Here is a 26,812-nt window from a genome sequence, read left to right on the forward strand (position 1 = left end):
CTGACGAACGCAAAAAACCGCCCCCGGCGGTTTTTTGCGTTTACAGCCGTATAGTTTCTGTTGCGGTATGGCGATGGCATAACTTTGGCTTTAAATTTGTATACACAATCAAGTCTGTGTCCTGTTGCGTGCCACTCGTGAAGACGAATAGTTTGGCAAGGTATCCATGATTTTTGGTGGGTTCCTGCCAAAACAAAGTGACTTTTATCGCCCTGGGAAGTCTGAAATAGAGGTATACTCCGTTTGCTGGCAATACGGTTAGAAACAGGTATAAAAAGTTATCAGATGGAAAGAACATCTACGTTGATTACAGCCAATTTTCGGGAAACAATTGTTCAGAATAACGGCAGTCTCAAAGGCCCGGCCCGTCGTCAGTTGATGCAGGCCGGTACGCCAGGTGTGTCTCCTCGTCAAGATGATCATCTTCATTCGAATCCTCACCACATCATGTATTCATCGAACGTTCAGGGGAGTGCTGCCTCGCAGGATTCAGGAACTCCGAAAGAGCCAATTTTTATTGGTTTGGCAGTTTTTAATTGTTTGTCAAAGCAATATAAAAAACCGTTCGTCTCACTAGTGGCTTCGATCAACCGGCGGCTATGGCAAACGCTGCTGGTGCTGGTGTGCAGTGTGGGAATGGTGGTAGCTCAAAATCCAAATCTATACATTCACAAAAAGATCAATACTTCCAATCCGGCCCTGAATGACCTGGTTTCGTATACCGTCGTGGTGGGGAACGATGGTAACGCTGCCGCAACCGGGGTGGTTGTAAAAAATGAATTGTCGGTTGGAGCGCAGTACAACGCCCATACGGTATTAAGAGGAATTAATTCCTTCACACCGGCAACTGGTAACTGGAATATCGGCTCGATTGCCGCGGGTGATTCGGTGGTGCTGGAGTTGAAAGCAAAAGTTGTAGCCAGGGGCGTGTGGTTCAGTACGGCCGAAGTAACCGCCAGCCAGGGCACAGATCCCAATTCGGTACCCAACAATCATGATCTCTCGGAGGACGACATGGCGCTGGCGTGTTTTTCGGTACCACTCGAATGGTATGACGGCGATGAATTTACGGTTACGATTCCACTCGCCTTGACCACTGTTCAGTGGACCCGAAACGGCCAGAACTCCTTTCCCGCCGAACAGGCCGTGGCTTCGGGTAGTACCCTGGTTATAAAATCGCCGGGTCTTTATTCATTTACGGGAATGCTCGGAAGCTGCCCAGTGGGTGGCTGTTGTGCAATTGAGGTAATTCCCGGACCGCCATGCCAGATTATTCCGCTGGCTACGGCAAATCCTACCTGCGAAGCCAGCCCATTGGTCTTAAATGCAACTGCTCAGGGCGGTGCTGCGCCATACCAATATGCATGGACCGGGCCCAACGGTTTCAATCAAACCGGCCAGAGCCCGACCATTCCGGTGGCAACAACGGCAAACGCCGGCGTTTATACGGTTAAAATAACGGACGCCAACGGTTGTACGGCACTGACCAGCGCCACGGCTGTGGTCGGTACCTTACCAACCGCGGTATGCAACTCCCCGGTCTGCGAGGGAGGCACCATTCTTTTGTCGGCAACCGGTGGGGCCGCGAGCTACCAATGGTTCGGGCCTAACGGATTTACAAGCACTTTGCAGAGCCCTACCATTCCAAACGCAACGTCTGCCAATGCGGGCAGTTACACCGTTGTGATTACGGGAACTTCAACTTGTTCCGGTACGGCCATAACCAGCCTGATTGTGCTGCCCAAGCCAAGCGTTCAGACTTTTGCCAGCGCCAGTGCCTGCATTGGTGGAAGTTTCAGTTTATCAGCTACCGCCAGTGGCGGCACCGCACCCTATCAATACGTCTGGACCGGTCCGAACGGTTTTTATGAAACGGGGCAGACGGTTATCGTCACTAACGCTCAGGTGAGTTATGCCGGAAGCTATACCCTTACCGTCTATGGTCAAAATGGTTGCGGGAACACGGTTGTTACAGAACCCGTCCTTATTCAGAACTGTCTCTGCAATCCGGTAGCCGGAGCTTTGCCACCAACCGTTTGTGCGGGCGGAACCGTGAGCCTGACTGCCAATAGCGGATTTACTAGCTATAGCTGGAAAGGCCCGAATAATTTTACATCAAACGCACAGAACCCGGTTATCAATAATGCTCAACAGTCGAATAGTGGCAGTTATACCTTGACTGTGACCGGGCAAGCCTGTACGGGAACCGCATTTGTGAACATAGTAGTCAACCCGCTGCCGGTGGCGGTGGTGAGTTCGGGCACGGCCTGTGTGGGGGGCGTGGCCCGGGTTCAGCTGACGGCCCAGGGGGGCAGCAGCTACAGCTGGCGGGGTCCCAATGGGTACGTAAGTAGTGTGCAGAGTCCGATCATCAGTCCGGCTACGGCCGCCAATAGTGGCAGTTACACTGTGGTGGTGAGTACCGCCAGTGGGTGCACGGCAGTGCAGCAGACCCCGGTGAGTGTGGGCAGTTGTGTGCCAGGCTGTAGCCTGACGGCCAGTGTGAGTGCTCCCTCGCCAATCTGTGCGGGGGGCAGTGCGGTGCTGACGGCCAGCGGGTCGGGGGCTGTGGGCAGTGTGAGTTATCAATGGAGTGGTCCCAATTTGTCTTCCAGCAGTGGCAGCAGTGTAACGGTTTCAAACCTAACGGCGACTAGCACATTCACCGTAGTCATCACCGACAGCGGTGCTCCGAACTGTAGTGTAACCAAGACGGTAACCGTTCAGGTCGTCTCAAAACCGGCTGTGACAGTTGTATCCTCAACAAATCCAACGTCGTGCACAGGAAGTACAGACGGCTCGATTACACTCGGGAACTTAACGGCTAATCAAAATTATGAAATTAGTTATCGCCGTAATAATGGTGCCCTGGTAACGAATACCCTGAATGCGAATAATAACGGACAACTATATTTAAATACACTACCCGCTGGCGCTTACAGCGTTACGGTAACAAATGGATCTTGTAGCAGCGATCCGGTGACGGCAACCCTGGTGAATCCCGGTAGTCCGGCGAAACCCCAAATAACGGTTTCGCCATCGGTAACCAGCTGTCTGGGGGAAACCGTAACGTTGACCGCGACCGGTTCGGCAGGTGCCACTTTCCAATGGACTGGTTCCGGTTTATCCGCATCGACCGGCTCGGTCGTAACCGCTACGCCCACGGTAGTGGGGAATCAGTTGTACAGGGTTACGCAAACCGTTAACGGCTGTACCAGTGCAGCGTCAGAAAGCGTGACAATAACGGGTGTTCAATGCACAACCTGTACGGTAGAACCGCCGGTTATTACTTGCCTAACAACTGATGTGTGCCCCGGCGATGCGGTGGTGTTACACGCTTCGAACTGTACCGGAACTGTTATCTGGTCTACCAACGAAACCGGTGAAAGCATTGTGGTTTCACCCACGGTTTCGACCACCTTTACGGCTCAGTGTAAAGTAGCTGGCTGTATCAGTGAGCGGTCAAAACCGGTTAGTATCAACGTATCTAATCCGCAACCGCCCGTCATTAGCGCCACCGCAGTTGAGGTGTGCGTCGGTGGTTCCGTGACCTTAACGGCTACCGGCTGTGAGGGTAAGATCATCTGGTCAACGGGCGCAACGGGTTCTGCGATTTCAGTTACACCGGAAGGAGCAACGACGTATTATGCCAATTGCCGGGTGCGGAATTGCATCAGCGGACCGTCGCAAAGCCTAACGATTCAGACGGGCCCCATGCCAAAACCGGTCATTACAAGCACGGCCGCCACCGTATGTCCGGGCGAAAACAGCGTACTTACAATTGGAAACTGCACCGGTATTCCGCAGTGGTCAACGGGTGAGTCGACGGCCAGCATCACGGTTTCGCCCGCTGCAACGACCTCTTATACCGTTGTCTGTAAACGCAATACGTGCATCAGCCCGGTTTCGGACGTTCACACGATTACCGTAGTAAAACCGCAGGCACCATTGGTTGATATCAGCGCAGATGCGGTTTGCCTCGGCAGTTCGGTGAACCTGACGGCCATGAACTGTTCCGGAACCGTTGTCTGGTCTCATGGTGCCACGGGCGCTGCGATCAGTGTTTCGCCAACCAGCAACACCACCTATCGTGCTTCCTGTAAAGTGGGTACCTGCACGAGCGAGGCATCAAAGCCGCTTTCGGTAACCGTAGTTAATCCGGTAGCGCCCATCATCAAATCCGACAAAACGTTGATATGTGCGGGTGATATGGTCACCCTGACCGCGGAAGGTTGTCAGGGCGGACAGGTCGTTTGGTCCGATCACTCAACCGGTAACAGCATTTCGGTCCGGCCCGGTTTAACGACCGGCTACACGGCCCAGTGCAAAGAGCACAATTGCACCAGTGGCGTTTCCAATGCGATTACCGTCAACGTCACCAACAGCAACGCACCGACCCCGACGATCACGGTTTCGTCGACCGAAATTTGTAGCGGCCAGTCCGTAACGCTGACAGCCGCCGGTTGCGGTGCCGGAACGGTGGTTTGGTCAACGAACGCGACCGGCAACACGCTGGTTGTAAATCCAACCCACACAACGGAGTATCATGCGGCCTGTAAAATGAGCGAACAGTGTAACGGAGCACCGGCCAAGGTGACCGTGCGCGTCAATACGCCCGAAAAACCCGCGATCCGGGTGTGCAAATGTACGGACGGACACATCTGCCTGGGCGATGAAATTCAACTCACGGTAACCGGTTGTTCGGGCGTCCCACTGTGGTCCAACGGGGCAACCTCAACCAGCATTCTGGTTTCACCGGCGGAAACAACCGTGTATACCGTCGCTTGCCAGAAACAACCCTGCACCAGTGCTCCTTCGGAAGCTTATACCGTGGTGGTAAGCACCCCAACGGCTCCGGTGGTTACGGCTTCGAAATCGGAGATCGAACCGGGTGAAACCGTTACGCTGTCGGCAACCGGTTGTGCGGGTGGACAAATTATCTGGTCAACCGGGGCAACCGGTAGCAGTATTAATGTGCATCCGACGACAACCACGAGCTATTACGCCCATTGTAAAATCAAGGGCTGCCTCAGCGATCCGACCCCGATCATCATCAAAATCAAAGGCGAGTGCGACGTGCCCGTGCCAACGGTTTCGGCGTCAACAACCGTGGTGTGCTACGGAGGTTCGGCTGTCCTGACGGCTTCAGGATGTACAACCGGAACCATCGTCTGGTCGAATGGAGAAACGGGGGCGAGCCTTTCCCTCAGCGCTCTCACCGCCAATCGTCCCTACACGGCAATCTGTAGAATCAGTGATGACTGTGAAAGTGCCCCATCAGCTCCCATCAGCATCTCGGTGACAACCCTCAATCCGCCGACTGTAGCGGCCGATAAACAGATTCTGTGTCCGGGTGAAACCGCTAAACTGATGGCAGTGGGCTGTCCGGGTGTCGTTACCTGGTCCACCGGCGCAACCGGAATCAGCATCGACGTACAGCCAACGGCCACCACCGATTATTGGGCCACCTGCTCGTTAGGAAATTGCATCAGTGAGAAATCGCCCCTGAATACGGTAAAGATCGGAACCCCGGTTTCGCCAACCATTACCGCCAGCGCCCCGACGGTCTGCTTCGGGCAGGCTGTAACGCTACGGGCGCAGGGATGCGATGGTGGCAATATCATCTGGTCCAACAATCAGGTTGGCGCCGAAATCATCATAACGCCGGCTTTGTCGGCAACGTATTCGGCAATTTGTTGTACTTCAGACGCTTGCAAAAGTGGTAAATCAAATGATGTGGTTGTCACGGTTTATTCAAAAGTGAAAAAACCGGTTGCGGTAAATCTGACCAACGATTGTCCGTTTGCAACGGCCGATCTGACCAAAGCGGTCAGCGGATCGGTTTCGCAGACGGGTAGTGTTTTCGAGTTCTACACGGGCGCTGCGCTAAAACCGGATCAAAAAGTGGCGAATGCCAAATCGGTCGGCGCCGGAACGTATTACGTCGTGGAAAAAACCGCCAGTGGTTGCTACAGCCTGGCGAGTCAGATTCTGGTCACCATCATTAACTGCAACGACGTCGTGCTGTGTACGACCAATCCGGCCACGGCTTCGGCGGGTCCGAATGCTACGATCTGTTCCGCCAAAGAATACAAGCTGAACGGAACCATTGGCGGAGCCGCAACCAGTTCGGTCTGGACCAGCAGTGGCACCGGAACCTTCGATAACGCGGCCTTGCTGGATGCCACCTATAAACCCTCGCTGGCCGACGTCAGTGCCGGATTTGTGATTCTGACGTTCACGACGAACGACCCCGACGGCAATGGTTCGTGCCAGGCGGCTCAATCGTCTATGAAACTGACGATTGAAGGACTCAAAATCCAGCCAACCATTGGGCAGGTCAATACGGTTTTGTGCCACGGCGATTCGGTCATCCTGAGTGCGTTGCCGGATGGGTACAAATACCGCTGGAATACGATGGCGACGACCCAAAGTATCCTCGTCAAGGCCGGTGGAACGTATTCGGTGCAGTTGATCGACAACAACGGGTGTTCGTCCGTCGCTTCCGAAGGAATGACGATAACGGTGAAAGACCCGGTCGAATCGCCAATCGCATCGATGATGGTCCGGAATACGTGTCCGAACTTCACCGTTGACCTGACCAAGGTGGTGGAGAACGAGCCCTTTACGGCAGGTGGTGTTTTTGAATACCACATTGGCGAAAAACCGTCTTCGGCCATTGTCATGCGGCCTGATTCGGTAGGACGGGGCGTGTTCTACGCCTTTGAGCGGACGAGTTCGGGATGTTACAGCCCGGCAACGATGATCGACGTGGCCATCTTCGATTGTCAGTCGGATACCTGCCGTTCGGATCTGTACGTCACTCATACCGTGGATAAACCGAATCCGAAAGTTGGAGAGATCGTTACCTTCAATGTCAAACTGGGGAACAGGGGGCATTGTACGGCCACGCACAGCGACATCCGGATTATTCTGCCGGCCGGCCTGGAGCTGGTATCGCCGGGTAATTTGATCGTGGATGCGCACGGTCACCTGGGGGCCTGGATCTCGGTGCTTCCCGCCAATGATGAAATTTCGTACCATTATACGGCGCGGGTGCTGACCAAGGGTGCCATTGCCAATCTGGTTGAGATTATTTATCTCGATCAGGTCGATCCGAACCTGGCCGACAACAAGGCCACCGTTACGGTTCAGGATACCACGCTGGCGCAATCGATGATGCTGGGTGTCGCCAAAGCCCTGAAGGGCGTTGAGCAGAAAGAGGAAACGCTGTTTGAGTTTACCTACGACATCGCGGTGACCAACTACAGTAATCAGGATGCCACCCAGGTGCAGGTTTCGGACGATGTGCAGTCGGTTTTCGACCCCCACGTCATTGAATCCGTTTCGGCTAAAGTAGACAATGGATCGATGCTGAAGCTGAATCCCGGTTATTCAGGCTGGGTTGGGAACACGCAGCTGCTTATTCCGGAAAGCGTCGTGAAAGCCGGAAAAACTGAACATATCCTGTTAAAAGTCAACGTTCGAACGCATCCGGATGGTAGCCTGACAAAAACGTTCTTTAACCAGGCGTATTTGCTGGCAAAACTAGAAGGACAAACCGTCGATGATGCTTCCAGCAATGGGAACAAGGCGGACCCGGATAACGACGGCAATCCGAATAATAACAGCGAACCGACTCCGGCTACATTCAACTCGGCACCCCCTTCGCAATTGGGCGTTGCGCTGGCAATAACGGATGTGAAACCGCAAACCGACAGCAGTTACAACGTAACCTATCAAGTGATCATCAAAAACTACGGTAGTTCGGATCTGACGAAAGTCCAGTTAGCGGATAGCCTTGTGGCGGGTTTTGATGCCCCGGTTTCGTACAGCGTCGTGGGGGCTCCGGTGGTGGGAACGGCCAGCACGTTGATCCCGAACACTCAATTTGATGGAAAGGGGCTGTCGTCGCTGTTGGACGGTACAAAGAGCAGCCTGGCCGCTGGCGTATCCGACACGGTTTTGGTCACGGTGAACATCAAGCCTAATAACGCCCAGGGACCTTTCTATACGCAGGTCATCGGAACCGGTTTCCACGCCGATTCGCTCGTTACCGATCTGTCAAACAATGGATTCAATCCAGCACCGCTGGGAGCTGCACCAACGGGTGTCCGTTTCGACCTGCCGCCTTCAGTGCTGGGCGTTGCCAAGTCGGTTACCCGGCTGGAAGATCTGGGAGCAGGGGTTTACAACATCACGTACTCCATCAAGGTAAGTAATCTCGGCTCGAACGATCTGAAGAAGGTTCAGGTGGTCGATAACCTGACGAACACGTTTGGCAGTGACGTGCTGATTGGCCCCGGCAAGCCAGTCCTGACGGCCGACGCCGGTCTGACGGTCGATACGACCTATACGGGCCAGGGCCAATTAACGAATCTCCTGGTTGATTCGCTGAGCAATCTGCCGAAAGGAGCTTCCCGAACGATTACCCTGAAAGTTTTCGTCGATGTGAGCCACAGCAAGGAGAGCGGTTATTACAACATCGCGGTGGCCAGCGCAACGACGCTGGATGGCGGCACGATGCTGACCGACACCTCGACGGCCGGTTCGAACGTCGATCCGGATAATGACCTCGATCCCCGGAACAATGGTACACCGACCGGCGTCATCCTGCCCGGCCTGCCGACTCCGTCGAACATTGGGGTTGCGATGGCGGTGAAAGATACGGCGCGTCAGGCCGACGGGACCTACCGGGTAACCTACCAGATTATCGTCAGGAATTACGGATCGCGCGAGTTCACCGAGGTGCAGCTGGTCGACAAGCTAGCAGATGTCTTTAACAGTACGTCGGGGGCGACCTACAGCCTGACGAGCCCACCAACGGTTTCGGCCGGAAGTGGCCTGATCGGCAATCCGGACTACACCGGTGATGCCGACGCCAACCTGCTGGCGTCGGGCAGTAAACTGGCCGCGGGCCGGAGCGATACGCTTTTACTGGCCCTGACTGTAAAAACCAATGGACAGACAAGCCCGTATCTCAATACCGTCTTTGCGCAAGCCGTGGCGGGTTCGGATACCCTCCGCGACGTATCAACCGACGGTTTTGAGCCCGACCTGAATGGGAACAATGATCCGACGGAAAGTGACGAAAGTGTGCCTACTCCGCTGATTTTGAACGCCAATGCGGACGAAGTGATCATTCCGGAAGGGTTCTCACCCAACGGTGATAACATCAACGATCGGTTCGTCATTCAGAATACCGGTGGGGCCACCGTAATGCTGGAAGTATTCAACCGCTGGGGCAGTACGGTTTACCGGAACCACGACTACAAAAACGACTGGGACGGTTCCACCAATACCGGTGTGCGGATCGGGTCGAATTCGAAAGGACTGCCGGAAGGCACTTATTTCTATATCGTTGAATTGAGCGATGGCCGCAAGTTCATACGATTCATGACGATTAATCGCTAAAAACAATGATACGCAGGTTTACCAGAAAATTCGGAAAAGTCGCGCTACTGCTGGCCTGTATGGCGGGCGGTAGTCAGGTTCAGGCGCAGCAGGACCACATGTTTTCGCAGTATATGTTCAACATGATGGCCATGAATCCGGCCTACGCCGGAAGCCGCGATGTGTTGAGTATGACGGCGTTGTACCGCAACCAGTGGGGCGGAATCGAAGGCGCACCGCAGACGACCACGTTCACCATCGACATGCCCCTCAATCGCGAACGAATTGGCCTTGGTCTGCAATTGTTCAACGACCGGATTGGCGAGTACAACACCACGGGGGCCTATGCCTCCTATGCCTTTCGGATCAAGGTAGGGGCCCGCTCGACGCTGGGACTGGGGATTCAGGCCGGAGCCAGTAGCTTCCAGGCCGATCTGACCAAAGTGCGGACGGGACAGGTTGGCGACCCGGCTTTTCTGCAAAATATATCCAAGATTCTGCCCAATTTCGGGACCGGGATTTATTTGAGCAATGACAAATCCTACATCGGCGTTTCGGTGCCGCAATTGATCAAAAACAAACTCACGGATTACGATTCCGGTTTGCAACAAGCCGCTCAACGCCGGCATGCTTACGCCATGGCGGGGTTTGTGATTCGGCTGAGCCCGGTCCTGAAACTGAAACCATCGACCCTGGTGAAATACATAGAAGGTGCTCCGCTGGGCATTGACGGTAACCTGAATCTGTGGATTGCCGACCGGGTTGCGGTGGGCGTATCGTACCGCCGAAACCAGTTCAACAGCTATGAAAGCGCCCTCACGAACGGAAAAATTTACGATCAGGATGCCATTGTCGGCATTGTCGAAGTGCAGCTGTCGGATCAGTTGCGGCTGGGCTATGCCTACGACCAGATGCTGAATAAATTGCAGACCTTCAAATTGCCTTCGCACGAAATCATGCTTCGGTACGAACTCGGTTTCGGTAAAAACAAGATTTTGACGCCCCGGTATTTTTAACGTCTGGTAAACGAAAATCCGCAGCAGCGAACGACAGGGCCGGAAATCCTGCCGGGCGTCTGAACAATTCTCCAAATTTCCACGTATGCGCGGTTTTTACCTGTTGTGTTGTTTTGTCGTCTGCTTAAGCGGGTCGGCGGTGGCGCAATCCTTGCTCAAACAGGCCGATCGCCAGTTCGATCTGCTGGCCTACAGCAACGCCATCGAGCTGTACGAACAGGCCCTGAATCGTACGGAATTGTCGGAAGAGGACCGGCTGGCAACCTTTTCAAAGCTGGGCTATAGTTACCGGCAGATTCGGGATATGCCCAACGCAGAACGGGTTTACCGGACTATGCTGGGGCAACTCAGGGAGCCGAAAGCGAACTATATTCCCTGTTATCTGTATTTCGCCCAGGCGCTGGCCAGCAACGGGAAATACCGGGAGTCGCAGGAAGTTTACGAATTGTACAGCAAATACCAGCAAGACGATCAGCGCGGAAAGCAATTCTCCAAACTCTATAATGACGTCAGTATTCTGTCGCGTAACGTCGGAAATTATAAGATCGAGTTTCTGGAAATCAATACAAACCGGGCGGAATTCAGTCCAATGTATTACAAGGAAGGGCTGGTTTTTGTGACGAACAAACGCCAGGGGAACGCTTTGAAGCGGGTTTTTAGTTGGGATGACTCCTCCTTTCTGGATTTGTACTACATGCCTGACGCTACTGTGATGGGCGAAACCGTTGCCAGTCTGGGCGGAGCCTCCGAAACCCGGAAAAAGAAAAAAGCAAAGCGCTTCCGGACCTTGGGCGAAGACGAATACACCGGACCCACGGCCAACGATACCAAAACGGTGGGCTTTAATGCCGGCGCCAATGGGCAGACCGGTGCGGTTTTGGAAGAAGGCGAGTCCTCGGAAAGCCGGCGGTTTTCCCGAACACTGAACACCAAATACCACGAAGGTCCGGTGGCATTTACGAAGGATGGCGCGAAAGTGTTTTTTACCCGTAATAATTACACCAACGGCAAATACCGCGAAAGCTCCGATGGCATCAACAAACTGAAACTCTATGTTGCCGAAGAACGGAAAGGGACCTGGGGCGAAGCGCAGGAACTGCCATTCAATAGTGATGAATTCTCAACCGGGCACCCGGCGCTGAACCCCAACGACAAACTATTGTACTTTGCCTCCGACCGCCCCGGCGGTTTTGGCGGTACGGATTTGTATGTTTCCCGGTTTGCCAACGGCCAGTGGTCCGAACCGGTCAATCTGGGCAAAGGTATCAATACGAAAGGAAACGAGCTGTTTCCCTTTGTCGATGATCGGGGCAACCTGTATTTTTCGTCGGATGGCCATCCGGGCCTGGGCGATCTGGATATTTTTTACGCCCAGTTAACGGACGGTACGGCGGTGAAGGCTGTGCAGAACATCGGAGAACCGCTCAACTCCTCAAAGGACGATTTCGGGATTGTGACCGATGGGGTACGCATGTTGGGGTACATCAGCAGCAACCGGCTGCGGGGGGGAGCCGACGACGATATTTACCGGTTCCGGCGGGAAGGATCTTTGTATGCCTGTCGCGAGTTGACAATCAACGTTGTTGATGCCCAAACGAAGCAGCCGCTGGGAAATGCCCAGCTCGACATTGATCAGAAAGACGGGGTGAATGGAAAACGGCAGGCGCAGACCGACGGCGAAGGCAACCTCCGGATTTGCCTGGACCCCGACACCGATTTTCGAATTGCGGCAGTCATGACGGGCTACCAGACCAACCGGCTGGGGTTTTCAACCAGAGGATTGTCGGATGATCAGCCGCTGCGGCTGGAAATACCGCTCAATCCGGCCCGATCGCTGACCGCCAAACCCTTGAAAACAACAATCAAAGGGCGGATTCTGACGCATACAGAAAGGCTGCCCATCGACGGCGTGGCGGTTATTTTGCGGAATTTGTGCGACAGTACGGTTTTGGAAATGGTAACCGGACCGGATGGAAGGTATGAGTTTTCGGTCGATCCCGGGTGTGAATACATCGTTGAAGCGCTGAAAGATTGCATGGGCACAACGGGCGCCCGCGTTTCGCCGACGACCAACGCCACGGCGGAATTGACCATGTTCCGCGAAGGGGACATTATCGAAATTGATAACATTTATTACGACCTCGCCAAGTGGAGCATCCGGCCCGATGCGGCCGTCGAAATGAATAAACTGGTCGCGTTGATGAAGAAATACCCGGCGATGCGGATTGAAATGCGGTCGCATACCGATAGCCGGGGGGGCGCTGTTTACAACAAAATGCTATCGACAAAACGGGCCAGGGCCGCCGTTGCCTACCTGAATAAGGGCGGTATTTCGGCCAGACGGATGAAAGCCGCCGGCTACGGGGAAAGCCAGCCGCTCAATAGCTGCAAGGATGGGGTACGATGCACCGAAGCCGAACACCAACGGAATCGCCGGACCGAAATTAAGATTCTTCAGGTTGAATAGCTTTAATTTGTACTTTCGTACATCCAATCCCCCGCGTGAATGATTCTACGGCTTGTCTGGAAAACGGCACTGAGTATTGGCTTACTGACGGCCGGCTGTTCGGCCGGTTGGGCTCAGCGTGAAGTTTTGTATTCACAGTATTTAACCAATCCCTTAACCATCAACCCGGCTTTCTCCGGCAGTCGGGAAAGTTTGACCATGACGGCTATTTTTCGCCGGAAATGGATTGGGCTCCAGGGGCCGGGTTTTAATCGGATCACGCAGGCCTTCGGGGCCGACGGACCCCTGACGGGCGGAAAAGTCGGAATCGGTCTGCAGGCGCTCAACGACCGGATGGGACTTTACTCGGCCACCGGTTTTCACGGCAGTGTGGCGTACCGGATTTCGTTGCCGTCAATGGCGAAATTATCGTTTGGCGCGTCGGGCGGTATCAACGTCCTGCCGATTTATGACGCGGCCAATGTCTCCACGATCAACAAAGCCGTGCCGAGTTTCGGGGCGGGTGTTTATTACGAAGCCGAGCGGTTCTGGGCGGGCGTTTCCATGCCCGAACTGGTCAGTCGGCCGCTGACGCTGGGATCGGGTCAGAGCCTGGCGCTTCGGTACCAGCGGCCGTTGTTCATCAACTTCGGAGGGCGTCTCGACGCGGGGGAAAGCATCGTCTTTCTGCCGTCTATCCTGCTCACCCAACAAACCGGGTATCCCCTCGGGATCGACCTCAACGCCAAAGTCTGGATCGAAGAAAAGCTGGGCCTGGGACTGTCGTACCGCGCGAACAACAGCACCCTGATCAGCACCCTGAATTATTTCGTTATTCTGGCCGCATATGAACTTTCACCTAGCATTCGGGTGGGGTATAACTACAACAGCCAGCAGGTCGAAAATCCATTTTTCGTCCAGAAAGGCGTTCACGAACTGGTGTTCCGCTACACGCCCAGTCCGGTAAAATTCCAGTATCACTAATTTTGGTGTGCGGTTTTCGGTATACGGTTTTCGGACTGGTTTTGGTGAGCGCACGATACCGAAAAAAAGCACTTCCGTACCGAATACTGAAAACCGTATACCGTATACCAAAAACCGTAAACCGTATCCCGCTCCCTTATGAAAGTTTCCGGTTTTAGCTTCATCCGTAATGCCATTCAGTACGATTACCCCATCGTTGAAGCGATTCAGTCCATTCTGCCGCTTTGTGATGAATTCGTCGTTGCCGTTGGCCGGTCTGATGATGCAACGCTGGAACTGATTCAGTCCATCCGGTCGGATAAAATCCGGCTCATCGAAACCGTCTGGGATGATTCGTTGCGGGAAGGCGGGCGAGTTCTTGCCGTAGAAACCGACAAGGCCCTGGCTGCGGTTTCGCCGGATTCGGACTGGGCGTTTTACATCCAGGGCGACGAGGTGCTGCACGAAATGTACTTGCCGGTTATTCGTGAAGCCATGCTGCAGGACAAGGACAATCCGGAAGTTGAGGGGCTGTTGCTCAACTATCTGCATTTCTACGGTTCGTACCGCTACGTGGGCGATTCGCGCCGGTGGTACCGCCGGGAGGTCCGCATTGTTCGCAACAACGGCAATGTGGTGGCCTATCGGGATGCGCAGGGGTTCCGCACCCGCGACCACCGCAAACTAACCGTCAGGCTCGTCGATGCAACCCTTTATCATTACGGCTGGGTAAAACCGCCGGACAAGCAGGCGGACAAACTGGGTAATTTTGGGCGGTATTGGCATACCGACGAGCACATGTCCCGTACCCGCGACGAACTGAAAGGGTTTGACTACCGCGGAGTCGATTCGCTGGCGTTGTTCGAAGGAACGCACCCGGCCGTTATGCTGCCCCGCATCGAGCGCATGAACTGGCAGTTCGACTTCGATATTCGGCAAAAGAAGTTATCGTTCAAAAACCGGTTTTGGAAGGGAATCGAGAACCTGACGGGCTGGCGGGTTGGAGAATACCGGAATTATAAACTGCGTTGAATACGCTAAGCGTGCTTTTTTTTGCGGGGTTTAGCCTTCTGGGTTTCCAGCTTCTCCTGATGGCGTTCTTCCGCTTCTTCCACCGAGTGTGAAGCCGTTATTTTTTCGTCTTTTTTCGACCGTTCAACCAGAATGGTGAAGTAGCGATGCAGCGCCCGAAGTTCTTCCTCCGATAAATCTTCGATATTCAGCAGGCGGTTGCTGGCCCCGTCGTGAGCGGCAATGAGCTCATTCAGTTTGAGTTGAATGGCCATCGAATCCTTGTTCTGCGACTTCTGGATCAGAAAAACCATCAGAAACGTAATGATGGTCGTGCCGGTATTGATGATCAACTGCCAGGTATCGGAATAGTGAAAAACCGGGCCGGTAATCAACCAGACGAGGATGGTAACCAAAGCCAGTAAAAAAGCTGTTGAAGTGCCGGTCGCTTTGGTGACAGCGGTTGAAAAATGTTCAAAAACGGCGGTGAACCCTTTCTTTTTCATGTTGAATGCTGCGATATCGTACCAGCTGCCTGCTGGCGCTGTTAAAACAACAGTTAAAATCAGGATTTAGCTAGTCGTTCTCATTAAGATCTTATTAAACCCTGTTTCGGTCAGACACTGATCCCGATCCGGCAGAGAACCAATTCCGCGGGGCCGGTGTATTAAGGTATGGCAAAATCTCCAGTCCCCGACTTTCCCGGGCGCGTAAACCGTGATGCGGAAAAAACGGAACTTTCGTGGAAAGACCGGTTTTCGGCGCTTCGGAATCTGCCTGCCTTTTTCAGGATGATCTGGCAGGCGTCACCCGGTTTATTTCTGGGGAATGCCGCCGTGCGACTGGTCCGGGCTGCAATGCCGGCCCTGACGCTCTACATTGGCAAACTGATCATTGATGAAGTCATTCGCCTGTCGAACCAGCCCGGAACCGACACCAACTGGCTCTGGACGCTGGTGGCGGCTGAATTCGGGCTCGCCATTCTGGCAACGGCTCTGGGGCGGCTCACCAGCCTGATCGACGGTTTGCTGGGGGATCTGGTTACGAACCGTACGTCCGTCAGGCTGATGGAACACGCAGCCACGCTTGATCTGGAGCAGTTCGAAGACGCCACGTTTTACGACAAACTCGAACGCGCCCGGCGCCAGACCACCGGTCGGTCGTTTCTGCTGTCCGGCGTTTTCGGCCAGGTGCAGGAGTTGATCTCGATTGCGTTTCTGGCCGCTGGTCTGGCGGTTTACAACCCCTGGCTGCTGCTGCTGTTGCTGCTGGCCGTCATTCCGGCGTTTATTGGCGATAATTACTTTAATCAGAAAAGCTATTCGCTGTCGCGAAGCTGGACGCCCGAACGGCGCGAACTCGATTATTTGCGGTTTGTGGGCGCGAGCGATGAAACCGCCAAAGAAGTGAAAATCTTCGGGCTGTCGAATTTTCTGATCGACCGGTTTCGGACCTTATCCTGGGAGTATTACCGGAAAAACCGGTCGCTGGCCATCCGGCGGGCGGGCTGGGGAACGGCGCTCACGATGATTGGAACCGTTGGCTATTACGGGGCGTATGTCTGGATTGTCGCCCGGGCGGTCGGCGGAACCATTTCCATCGGTGACCTGACGTTTCTGGCCGGTTCGTTCCGCCAACTGCGTTCGTCGATGGAAGGGATCCTGCTGCAATTCAGCAGCTTGACGCAGGAAGCGGTTTATTTGCAGGATCTATTCGATTTTTTTGAGATCAAACCGCTCATTCATTCCACGGCAAAACCACTGCCGTTTCCGGCAAAAATTCAGAGCGGTTTCGTGTTTGAGAATGTCGGGTTTAAATACACCAATTCCGAGCGCTGGGCGCTTCGCAACCTGAGTTTTTCGCTAAAACCGGGTGAAAAGCTGGCGCTGGTGGGCGAAAATGGCGCGGGAAAAACAACCCTGGTAAAACTGCTGGCCCGGCTTTACGACCCCGCCGAAGGCCGGATTCTGCTCGATGGGCGCGACCTCCGCGAGTACGACCTGCTCGAACTGCGCCGGAACATCAGCGTCATTTTCCAGGATTACGTCCGCTTTAAGATGTCGGCGGGCGTGAACATTGCCGTGGGCGACATCGACGAACGCACCAACCAGCCCCGGATTGAAAATTCGGCGGAACGCAGCCTGGCCGATACCGTGATTGCCAAATTACCGGGCGGGTACGAACAGCAGCTTGGCCGGAGTTTTGGCAAAGGCGTTGAACTGTCGGGCGGAGAATGGCAGAAAGTGGCGCTGGGCCGGGCGTACATGCGCGATGCGCAGGTGCTGATTCTGGACGAACCGACGGCGGCTCTGGATGCCCGCGCCGAGTACGAGGTTTTTCAGCGGTTTGCCCGACTGACCGAAGGCAAAGCCGCCGTCATCATCTCCCACCGGTTTTCGACCGTTCGCATGGCCGACCGGATTCTGGTCCTGGAAAACGGGCAATTGCTGGAAATCGGCAGCCACAACGAATTGCTCGAAAAAGCCGGCCGCTACGCCGAACTGTTTCAGTTGCAGGCGCGGGGGTATCAGTAAACATCACCCAGACAAATGAAGCCTTTATCTGGGTGATGATTTTCAGCTTTCCTTCGGCATTGGTCCCCGAAAAGCGTCTTTTTTCGTGATTTCGGGGAGTTTCACCGGGCGGTTTTCCTTCGCTGACTGGTAGATGGCCTCCATAATCCGCTGATCCTGCAAGCCTTCTTCGCCGGGCGTAAACGGTTGCTGGTTTTGCCGGATGCAGTCCGAAAAGTGATCCATTTCGGTCGCAAACTGATTCTTTTCCGTCAGCTTCGGTTGTTCCGTATGTTCAATCTTGCCTTCGGCGTACGACGTTTGCATCTGAATTCCTTTGTACGGAAATGCGGGCGACAGTTCCATCCAGCCCCGCTCGCCGTAAACCCGGTAGCGCCGGGCTTCGTGAACACCGTAATGCGTCGCGCAGTTGGCGTGCACACCACTGGGAAATTTCATCTGCCACGACATCAGTTCTTCCACTTCCCGAAACCGGGCGTCGCCGGGCGTACTGTATTGATAGGCAAAGACTTCGGTGGGCTCCTCGCCCAGCAAAAACCGGATGGTATTCAGGCAGTACAAACCAATATCGGGCAGTGCGCCCCCGCCAGCCAGGGCTTTGATGTGCCGCCAGTGCTGCGGATTGGCCGAATTCTGGTTGTTAACGGCTTCAATGAATTTTACCGTTCCGTATTTCTTGTCCTGTACCAGTTGCCGAATCATCCGGTTATTCGGCTCATACTGAATCCGATAGGCCACCATCAGTTTTCGGTCCGCCTTTTTACAGGCGTCGATCATGGCCTGACACTCGCCGACGGAATTCGCCATCGGTTTTTCGCACAGAATGTGTTTGCCCGCCTGCGCTCCGCGAATGGTGTATTCGGCGTGCATGGAGTTGGGCAACACGATATAAATCGCCTGCACCGCCTGGTTATCCTTCAGTTTGTCGTAATCCTGATAGCTGTAGCAGTTCTCGGATTTGATGCCGTATTGTTGGGCCGCTTTTCGCATCTTCTCCGGACTGCCGCTGACCAGCGCCATGACTTTCGATTTCCGGCATTGACCAAAAGCCGGTAAAATTTCGTCGAGCGATAAATGGCCCAGCCCGACAATGGCGTAACCAACGCGCTGGTCGTCCGGCAACGGAGCCGGGGTTTCGGTTTCCCGTTCGGTTTTGGCCTTCCATTCTTCCAGCTGGATGGGTTCTTCCGGTTTTTCGGGTACTTTGGCCGGGGGAGTTTCCCAGGGCGAGGAGGGCACGCGGGCGCCATCCGGTGCGGTATAAACGGTTGACTGGGAACGCGCAGGAGCCTGGCTGTTCCGGCAGGAAGCGGCCATGCCGCCCACTACGCCGGTGGCAAGACCCCGTCCGGCCCACTGTAAAAACTGCTGACGCGACACCTCGCCCGAAACCGGGTGATGCAGCCAGTCCATAAACTGATCCAGTTGTTTCATAACGTTGAGTTCAATGCTCTACGTTGGGCAACCGATCGTTTTAGCGGATTGTTTGTTATCGGCCGGAAAACCCAGATACAGGCCCGGAATGAAAAACAGAAAAGACGGTTTTGGAAACTCCGCCGAAAACCGGTCAGAAACTACATGACTGGCACTAGGCCAGAAAACCGAGGAACAGACCGGCGATGATCAGCAAATAGGGCGGTATTTTTGAAAACTCCAGCAGCAGAATGGTCATCACCACCACGACAACCGACAGCCAGTTTTCGGCCATCGGCTGAAAAAATGAAATTGCGGCTGAGGCTGTCAGGCCGGTGCTGGCGGCATTGATGCCTTCGAGCGACGCCCGAACGGCCCGGTAGCGTTTGAGCTGGTTCCAGAACCGGTAGACGAAGAAGATCAGAAACGTGCCGGGCAGAAAAATACCGGCGGTGGCCGCCAAACCACCAAGAAGCTGACCACTCAGCCCGTCGTTGCGCATCGACAACAGGCCGATGTAGGAAGCAAACGAGAAGTTCGGTCCCGGCGTTACCTGCACAATGGCCAGCCCCGACAAAAACTCCTGCCGACTGAGGTAGTGCTTGAACTCGACGAACTCGTTGTAAAGCATAGGCGTCAGCACCTGTCCTCCGCCGAACACCAGGCTGCCGTTGCGGTAAAAGTTCTCAAACAAACGCAGGGGGAGCCATTTGGTAACCGCCCCGAGGGCAGCCGCCACGATCAGGACGCCAATCCAGAGAAAGAAGTTGGCCCATTGAATGTTGAAGGGCGCTTTGTCCATCATCTCCTGCTTTTTGTAAAAAAAAGCCGTGGCAAAACCGCCCGCGACGAGCACGGCGGGGGTGATGTACGGGGACGGAAAGGAGTAGGCAACCAGCGCCGAAACCGTTGCCAGCGCAACGCCCATTTGATTGTGAACCACCTTGCGGGCAATCCGGTACCCGGCCACGATCAGGAAGCCAACGGCCATCGGCTGGATAAACCGGGTGAAATTCAGCGAAATGGCGTTTTGCTGGACGTAGTAAATGCCAATACCGGCCAGCGTCATGATCAGCACGCTCGGGAACGCCCAGACGATCACCGTCAGGTAAGCCAGGTTCGGGCCACCAACTTTAAAACCCAGGGCCGTAATGGTTTGGGTCGATGTCGGACCCGGCAGCACCTGGCAAAGGGCGTTCAGCTCCATCAGATCCGCTTCGCTCAGGTAGCGTCGTTTGGTCACAAACCGGTCGAGCATCATCGCCAGGTGAACCTGCGGCCCCCCGAACGACGTACAGGCCAGAATCAAGACATCTTTGAGGAAAATAAAATAGCGTATGCGCCTTACCGGAGCGATAGGAGGGAGCGTAGGAAGGTAAGAGGCCATACACGAAATTCTTAGTTCTGCTGCATCGTGATCAGACAGGTACTACCGTACAAACATCGTATCACGATGCAACAAAACGGAACCGGTTAATCGAATTATATCAATCCTTTTTCAAACCGAGTTCGCGCAGCCGTTCGTCCAGAAAAGCCCCGGCCGTCATGTCTTCGTAAATTTTCGGATGGTCGGTCGAAACGCAGCTTTTAAGACACGTCAGATTCATATCGCCCCGGGGGTGCATGAAAAACGGAATCGAATACCGGGGGCTGTTCATCTTTTCACGGGGCGGATTTACCACGCGGTGAATCGTCGATTTCAGTTTGTGGTTCGTCAGCCGGTCGAGCATGTCGCCCACATTGACAATCACCTGATCCGGCAGGGCCGTAATCGGAATCCATTTGCCATCGCGACGCAGCACTTCCAGCCCTTCGGCGCTGGCGCCCATCAGCAGTGTAATCAGGTTGATGTCGCCGTGGGCCGCGGCCCGAACCGCCCCTTCCGGCACCACGTCCGGATTCAGCGGGAAATAATGAATGGCCCGCAGAATGCTGTCGCCGTGCGCCACCTTGTCTTCAAAATAAGCCTCCGGCAGTTCCAGGTACAGCGCAATGGCCCGCAACAGCGTCCGGCCCGCATTTTCCAGGGTTCGGTAGGTGGTCAGGGTGTTTTCTTTAAACGCCGGAAACTCGTCGGGGAAGATATTTTCCGGCATGCCGTTGATGGGTTCCGGCTGGCCAATGTGGTAAAACTCCTTCAGGTCGGCGACTTTGAAGCCTTTGGCCGTTTCTTTGTTTTTGCCGACGTAACCCCGTTGACCGTGCAGTTCCGGAAATTCGTACTGCTGCTTGGTGGCGCTTTCGGCGGAGAAAAAATCTTTGACCGAGTGGTATAAATTGTCCGTCAGCTCATCGGTCAGGCCGTGGTTTTTAATGGCCACAAAACCGATGTTGGTAAACGCCGATCCTAAATCCCGGACAAAATTTGCCTTCCGTTCCGGATCGCTGGACTGGAAATCGGCCAGGTCCAGCGACGGAATTTGGTCATATAAAATCTCACTCATGGTGTTGATGCGCTTTCGTGTCTACGCTAAATTAGTAAAAAAGGCTTTCAGGTATACCGGTTTTTTCGGAAGGCTGCCAAACCGACTGGTGCAAACCCTCCGAAAACCGGTATACCTGAAAGCCTGATTCGCCTGTTTATGCCTTCATGGCACCATTGTATAACTCATTGACCTTGCCCCAATTAACTACGTTCCAGAAAGCCGTTACGTAATCGGGACGGCGGTTTTGGTACTTCAGGTAGTAGGCATGTTCCCATACGTCCAGCCCCAAAACCGGGGTGCCTTTTTTCTCCGCCAGCGCCATCAGCGTGTTGTCCTGATTCGGCGTCGAAACGATCTCGATGTCTTTGCCGCTCACGATCAGCCACGCCCAGCCCGAGCCAAACCGGCTCGCTGCTGCCTTGCCAAATTCTTCCTTGAACTTATCGAAGGAGCCGAATTTCTTGTTGATGGCATCGGCCAGGTTGCCGGTGGGTTGTTTGCCACCGCTGGCCCCCAGTATGTTCCAGAAGAAGGTGTGATTCCAGTGACCGCCACCGTTGTTGCGCACGGCGGCCGGGGTGCTGCCGTCAATTTTCTTCACGAGTTCGTCGATCGACAGCGACGCCATGGCCGAACCGGCCACCGCTTTGTTCAGGTTATCGACATACGCCTTGTGGTGTTTGCCGTGGTGAATTTCCATCGTTTGCTTGTCGATGTGCGGTTCCAGCGCGCCCGCGTCGAACGGCAGGGGGGGCAGCTTGAACGGACCTTCGGCCTGGGTGAGTCCGGCAACTGCTGACGACTGCAAGGACTTCAGGGTGAGGGCGGTGCCAAAAGCCAGTTTTAAAAAATCAGCGCGATTCATATCCAAATGGTTTGAGGTGAGATACTTGGTTTGTTGAAAAACACGCCCGAATCGGCAATGTTTTCGCTCGGCGCAAAGAAAGCGACTTTTTCGTAACAATTGACGCCCAAACCGGTTTCCGTTCGCACAAGAGCCGCCATCGGTTGACGGGCGAATCAACAAAGTTGGCTACTTTTGCGCACCAGTAAACAACGCCGGACATGAACCGTTTTTCCTCTCTGCTAATGGCAACCCTCGCGGTCGTCGTTAGCTGTTGTGTGCATCCCAAAGCCTATTCGCCCGAAACGGGTCGTATCCGGACGGTTTCTTTTTCGGCTTCACCCGCTCTACTGGAACGGGGCCGGTACTTAACCCATCACGTTGCCGTCTGTCTGGACTGCCACTCCAAACGGGATTACAGCCGGCTGGCGGGGCCGGTGGTGCCGGGAACCTGGGGCGCCGGGGGTGAAGAGTTTGGCAAAAATTACGGGCTGCCCGGAACATACTACGCCAGAAACATCACGCCATTTGCCCTGAAAAACTGGAGCGATACCGAGCTGTTGCTGGCGATGACGGCCGGCGTTTCCAAAAATGGAAAACCGTTGTTTCCGTTGATGCCGTACGCGAACTACGGAAAAATGGACGAAAACGATGCCACCGCCATCCTGGCCTATTTACGTACGCTGGAACCGGTCGAAAACGTGGTACCAGCCTCCAAACCCAGTACTCCGCTGAAACTGGCGATGAGAATGATGCCGCACAAAGCACGGTTTCAGCCCAGGCCAACGGAAAAAAATAGCGTCGATTACGGCCGGTATCTGGTCACGATGGCGGGCTGCGCCGATTGCCACACGAAACGGGCGATGGGCGGTCTGGCCAAAAAAGCCGCCTTTGCGGGTGGCACCGAAATCGTGCTGAAAACCGGTACGCTGCGCACGGCCAACATCACCCCCGACCCGGAAACCGGCATTGGGACGTGGACCAAAGCGGACTTCATTCAACGCTTCAAAACCTACGACCCGGCCACGTTTAAAGCCCCCGAAGTGGGGAGCGGTTTCAACACGGTGATGCCCTGGTCGATGTACGCCGGAATGTCGGAGCAGGATTTGGGCGCCATTTATGATTATTTAAAAACCGTGAAGCCCGTGCGGAATACGGTGGCGGTTTTCAGCGCGGGGAAATAATCCGAAGCGATGCCGTATGAATTTCGGGTTTTTCGGAAAAACCGGTCATAAGCGGTTCATAAAAAAACAGACAACCCGGTGGATTGTCTGTTCGGCTGCGGTTTTTTGCCGCATGACTATTCGTACGTAATCCGGCTGAGGATGCTGCGGCCCAGCGTCACCTCGTCGGCGTATTCCAGATCACCGCCGATGGGAACGCCCCGGGCGATGGTCGAAATTTTGACGGGAAACGCCTTTAGTTTTTTCTGAAGGTAAAAAGCCGTGGTGTCGCCCTCCATCGTGGGACTGAGGGCCAGAATGATTTCTTTGATGGCGTCACTGTCCGGGTTCCGGAGCCGTTCGACCAGCGAATCAATTTTCAGGTCGCTGGGGCCCACGCCTTCGATGGGCGAAATGATGCCCCCCAGGACGTGGTACATGCCCTTGTACTGCGCCGTGTTCTCGATGGCCAGTACGTCGCGCGTATCTTCGACGACGCAGATCAGCGAACGGTCGCGCTTGTGACTGGCGCAGATGCTGCACAAGTCGTTGTCCGACAGGTTGTGGCACTTCCGGCAGTGTTTCACCTTCGACCGCATGGCCACCAGCGTGTCGGCCAGACTCTGCGTTTGTTCTTCATCCCGTTTCAACAGGTGCAACACCAGCCGCAGGGCGGTTTTTTTGCCAATGCCCGGCAACTTCGCCACTTCATTGACCGCGTCTTCTATTAATTTGGAAGGGAACTCCATTCAGATAAGGATGAGTTAGGAAGGATGAGGTATGAATGGGCTGACGCAATAACCGCGCGGGCGGCCCCGTCATCCTTCATCATTTATTTTAAGACTTCCGCGGAAATGCCCCGGCGGCAGATTTCGTTGCGTTTCGGAACCAGCTCTTCCCACGAACCATTTTTAACCCGGCATTTGCCTTTGTAATGAATGATGATCGTGCATTGTTCGGCCTGCTCGGGGGTATGCTCACAAACATCGATGAGGGTTTCGATGACGTGATCGAACGAATTTACATCATCATTAAAAACTACCAGATTAAACAGGTCGGTTTCAATGACTTCCTCCAGGACTTCAACGTCGTTTTCTTCGAACGGTTGCATTACACGAAATTTCTTGTTTGATTGCAAATTTACGAAATTTTGGCCGCTTTTGCCACGTTTTATGAAAGTCGTGGACCAACAAAACCTCCCAGAAGAATAACCCATTGTTTACCTAAAAAGTTGCCCCAGGCGGTATGAATCCCAACATCGCGTTAACAATACTGGTAGCCTACTTTGCCATGCTCATTCTGGTTTCCTGGTATACCGCCAGGGGAGCCGATACGAATACGTTTTTTACGGCTAACCGACAGACGCCCTGGTATTTGGTTGCATTCGCCATGATTGGGACCTCCCTGTCGGGCGTTACGTTTATTTCGGTTCCCGGCGCCGTGGGCGGCAAGGCGTTTTCCTATTTTCAGGTCATTCTGGGCAATGTGGTGGGGTACTACGTCATCGCCACGGTTTTGATGCCCCTGTATTACCGGATGAACCTGATTTCGATTTACGGCTACCTCGAAAAACGCTTCGGGTTCTGGTCGTACAAAACCGGGGCCGGTTTTTTTCTGCTGGCCCGTACGGTGGGCTCGGCCATCCGGCTGTACATTGCGGCCGGGGTGCTCCAGATCGCCATTTTCAACAGCTTCAGCATTCCGTTCGAGGTTTCGGTGGCCATTACCATTCTGCTGATCTGGCTCTACACGTTCAAGGGCGGAGTGAAAACCATCATCGTCACCGATACGCTCCAGACAACGTTTCTGGTGACGGCCGTGGTGTTGACGATCATTCTGATTTCGCGGCAATTGGGCCTGGGCTTCGGTGAAATGGTGTCGACGGTGGCCCAGAGCGATTACTCCCAAATCTTTTTCTGGGATGCCAACGATCCGAAAAACTTCTTTAAACAGTTTATCTCCGGCGTGTTCATCGCCATTGTCATGACCGGTCTGGACCAGGATCTGATGCAGAAAAACCTGACCTGCAAGAACATCGGCGAAGCCCAGAAAAATATGCTCTGGTTTACGGTAACGTTCGCCATTGTCGTATTCCTGTTTCTGTCCCTGGGCGCGTTGCTCTACATCTACGCCAATTCGAAGGGGATTGCAACGCCCGCCAAAACCGACGATTTGTACCCCATGCTGGCCCTCGATCACTTTGGCATGGTGGTCGGCATCACGTTTTTGCTGGGCATTACGGCGGCTACCTACGCCAGTTCCGACTCCGCCCTGACGGCCCTGACCACTTCCTTCTGCATCGACTTCATGAACGTGGAAGGGCGGCCCGAAACCGAGCGGGCGACGATCAAGCACTGGGTGCACATCGGTTTTTCGGTCCTGTTTTTCGTCGTCATCATCATCTTCAACCAGCTCAACAGCCAGGATGTGGTCACGGCGGTTTTCGATCTGGCGGGGTACACCTACGGGCCGCTGCTGGGTTTGTATGCGTTCGGGCTGTTTACCCAACGTCCGGTGCGCGATGGCTGGGTTCCGCTGATTTGTCTGGCGTCGCCCTTCCTGACCCTCTACGTCAACAACCATTCGGCCGAGTGGTTCAACGGCTATAAATTTGGTTTTGAACGGCTGGTTCTCAACGGTTTATTTACCTTCCTGGGCCTGTGGGCGGTTTCGCGGAAGAAAGCTAGTGCCGACCCGGTAGCGGTGTAGGGGAATACCCCCGTCTCCTTTTCAAAACCTGACGGTTGTGGGCAGTGTCAGTTCCCACGAAAAGCCGTACCTTCGTGTATAAATGCGTTCGATGATGAAACCCATAGCCTTATTTACCATACTTGCCTTGGTCAGCTCCCTGGCGGCATTCGGTCAAAAAACCGTACCCGTGAAAAGCACCTGGACTGCCGCCGAGCCGGTTAGCATCGGTAGTGGATCACCCAACGAGGTTTACATTGACAATGCTAAAATTCACCTGGTTACTTCCAACAACGCCGACAAACTGTTTCTGACGTTTCAACTGGACAACGATCAGGATCAGTTCAAAGCGCTGCTGTTTGGCAGCACCATCTGGCTCGATCAGAAAAGCAAGAAGAAGTCCCGGCGCGGCATTCAGTTTCCGCTGCCCGAAGAACTCGATCCGGCAACCGGGCGACCGGTGTCGATGGGCCCAAAAACCGGACCCACCGATCGGGGCATGATGATGAAACACCTGCTTGATCGCAAAATTGACATGAAACTGATTCACCTGGTGGCCGAAGACGAAATGCTGGTGTCGGCGAGCAGTGACCCGTCCGGCATCACCGGAAAAATTGAAGACAAAGCCGGGCGGCTGGTGTATCAACTGGCCATTCCGCTGGCGCTGATCGACGGAAAACCGGGTTCGGACACTCCGCTGGCCATCGGTTTTGAAACCGGCGTGCCGGAGCGACCCAAGGCCAAGTCGTCGGATGCCGGCAGCATGAGCGGGATGGGCGGTATGGGAGGTATGTACGGCGGGGGTATGTATGGCCGCCGGGGGATGTACGGTGGAGGAGGGGGCGGTTTTAGCGGTCCGACGATTGCGCCAACCCGGTTTGCCGTGGCCGTGCAACTGGCTGCGCAGTAAATTTT

The 26,812-nt window shown here is 54.5% G+C and carries 16 protein-coding genes; 9 read left to right on the forward strand and 7 right to left on the reverse strand.

Going from position 1 to position 26,812, the window contains the following annotated elements:
- Positions 1-540 precede the first annotated feature (540 nt).
- The 5 genes from ACYVHX_RS19150 to ACYVHX_RS19170 all read left to right on the forward strand — a co-directional run bounded on the left by ACYVHX_RS19150 (position 541) and on the right by ACYVHX_RS19170 (position 14,850).
- On the forward strand, positions 541-9,414 hold the full coding sequence (locus tag ACYVHX_RS19150; protein ID WP_460673289.1) for a T9SS type B sorting domain-containing protein: 8,874 nt from the start codon (positions 541-543) through the stop codon (positions 9,412-9,414).
- A gap of 5 nt (positions 9,415-9,419) precedes the next feature.
- The gene (locus tag ACYVHX_RS19155; RefSeq protein ID WP_460673290.1) at positions 9,420-10,409 is read left to right on the forward strand and encodes a PorP/SprF family type IX secretion system membrane protein; all 990 of its coding nucleotides are present in this window, start codon (positions 9,420-9,422) and stop codon (positions 10,407-10,409) included.
- Positions 10,410-10,494: 85 nt separating this feature from the next.
- Positions 10,495-12,876: an OmpA family protein gene (locus ACYVHX_RS19160; RefSeq protein ID WP_460673291.1), complete on the forward strand. Its 2,382-nt coding sequence runs from the start codon at positions 10,495-10,497 to the stop codon at positions 12,874-12,876.
- Positions 12,877-12,915: 39 nt separating this feature from the next.
- Positions 12,916-13,839 (forward strand): PorP/SprF family type IX secretion system membrane protein, encoded by a 924-nt coding sequence (locus tag ACYVHX_RS19165; RefSeq protein WP_460673292.1) that lies wholly within the window; start codon positions 12,916-12,918, stop codon positions 13,837-13,839.
- A 138-nt stretch (positions 13,840-13,977) separates the two neighbouring features.
- A complete protein-coding gene (locus ACYVHX_RS19170) occupies positions 13,978-14,850 on the forward strand; it encodes a glycosyltransferase family protein (protein WP_460673293.1) in 873 nt (290 codons plus the stop codon).
- 5 nt (positions 14,851-14,855) lie between these two features.
- Here the strand turns inward: ACYVHX_RS19170 and ACYVHX_RS19175 are convergent, their stop codons facing one another.
- Complete coding sequence (locus ACYVHX_RS19175; RefSeq protein WP_460673294.1) at positions 14,856-15,335, reverse strand: low affinity iron permease family protein; 480 nt, start codon at positions 15,333-15,335, stop codon at positions 14,856-14,858.
- A 168-nt stretch (positions 15,336-15,503) separates the two neighbouring features.
- On the opposite strand from ACYVHX_RS19175, the gene ACYVHX_RS19180 reads away from it, so the two are divergent.
- Positions 15,504-17,363: an ABC transporter ATP-binding protein gene (locus tag ACYVHX_RS19180; protein WP_460673295.1), complete on the forward strand. Its 1,860-nt coding sequence runs from the start codon at positions 15,504-15,506 to the stop codon at positions 17,361-17,363.
- A gap of 42 nt (positions 17,364-17,405) precedes the next feature.
- Here the strand turns inward: ACYVHX_RS19180 and ACYVHX_RS19185 are convergent, their stop codons facing one another.
- The 4 genes from ACYVHX_RS19185 to ACYVHX_RS19200 form a co-directional block, all read right to left on the reverse strand.
- Positions 17,406-18,797 carry a Gfo/Idh/MocA family protein gene (locus tag ACYVHX_RS19185; protein ID WP_460673296.1) on the reverse strand — a complete coding sequence of 464 codons (1,392 nt, stop codon included), beginning with the start codon at positions 18,795-18,797 and terminating at the stop codon, positions 17,406-17,408.
- Positions 18,798-18,951: 154 nt separating this feature from the next.
- Positions 18,952-20,163, reverse strand: coding sequence for a chromate efflux transporter (gene chrA, locus ACYVHX_RS19190; protein ID WP_460673297.1), 1,212 nt, complete (start codon positions 20,161-20,163; stop codon positions 18,952-18,954).
- Positions 20,164-20,263: 100 nt separating this feature from the next.
- Positions 20,264-21,220, reverse strand: a complete 957-nt coding sequence (locus ACYVHX_RS19195) for an isopenicillin N synthase family dioxygenase (protein WP_460673298.1) — start codon at positions 21,218-21,220, stop codon at positions 20,264-20,266.
- Positions 21,221-21,356: 136 nt separating this feature from the next.
- Positions 21,357-22,067, reverse strand: coding sequence for a superoxide dismutase (locus ACYVHX_RS19200; protein ID WP_460673299.1), 711 nt, complete (start codon positions 22,065-22,067; stop codon positions 21,357-21,359).
- Between the two features lie 224 nt (positions 22,068-22,291).
- Here ACYVHX_RS19200 and ACYVHX_RS19205 point away from each other — a divergent pair, with 224 nt between their 5' ends.
- Positions 22,292-23,230, forward strand: a complete 939-nt coding sequence (locus tag ACYVHX_RS19205) for a cytochrome C (RefSeq protein ID WP_460673300.1) — start codon at positions 22,292-22,294, stop codon at positions 23,228-23,230.
- Between the two features lie 116 nt (positions 23,231-23,346).
- Here ACYVHX_RS19205 and recR read toward each other — a convergent pair whose 3' ends face one another.
- The gene (gene recR, locus ACYVHX_RS19210; protein ID WP_460673301.1) at positions 23,347-23,958 is read right to left on the reverse strand and encodes a recombination mediator RecR; all 612 of its coding nucleotides are present in this window, start codon (positions 23,956-23,958) and stop codon (positions 23,347-23,349) included.
- 83 nt (positions 23,959-24,041) lie between these two features.
- Complete coding sequence (locus ACYVHX_RS19215; RefSeq protein WP_460673302.1) at positions 24,042-24,320, reverse strand: ATP-dependent Clp protease adaptor ClpS; 279 nt, start codon at positions 24,318-24,320, stop codon at positions 24,042-24,044.
- Between the two features lie 134 nt (positions 24,321-24,454).
- Between ACYVHX_RS19215 and ACYVHX_RS19220 the strand changes: the two genes are divergently transcribed.
- Both ACYVHX_RS19220 and ACYVHX_RS19225 read left to right on the forward strand, forming a co-directional pair.
- Positions 24,455-25,918 carry a sodium:solute symporter gene (locus tag ACYVHX_RS19220; protein WP_460673303.1) on the forward strand — a complete coding sequence of 488 codons (1,464 nt, stop codon included), beginning with the start codon at positions 24,455-24,457 and terminating at the stop codon, positions 25,916-25,918.
- Between the two features lie 127 nt (positions 25,919-26,045).
- Entirely contained in the window at positions 26,046-26,807 is a 762-nt protein-coding gene (locus ACYVHX_RS19225; protein ID WP_460673304.1) for a hypothetical protein, read from the forward strand.
- The last annotated feature ends 5 nt before the right edge of the window (positions 26,808-26,812 follow it).

The organism is Larkinella ripae (assembly GCF_054780775.1).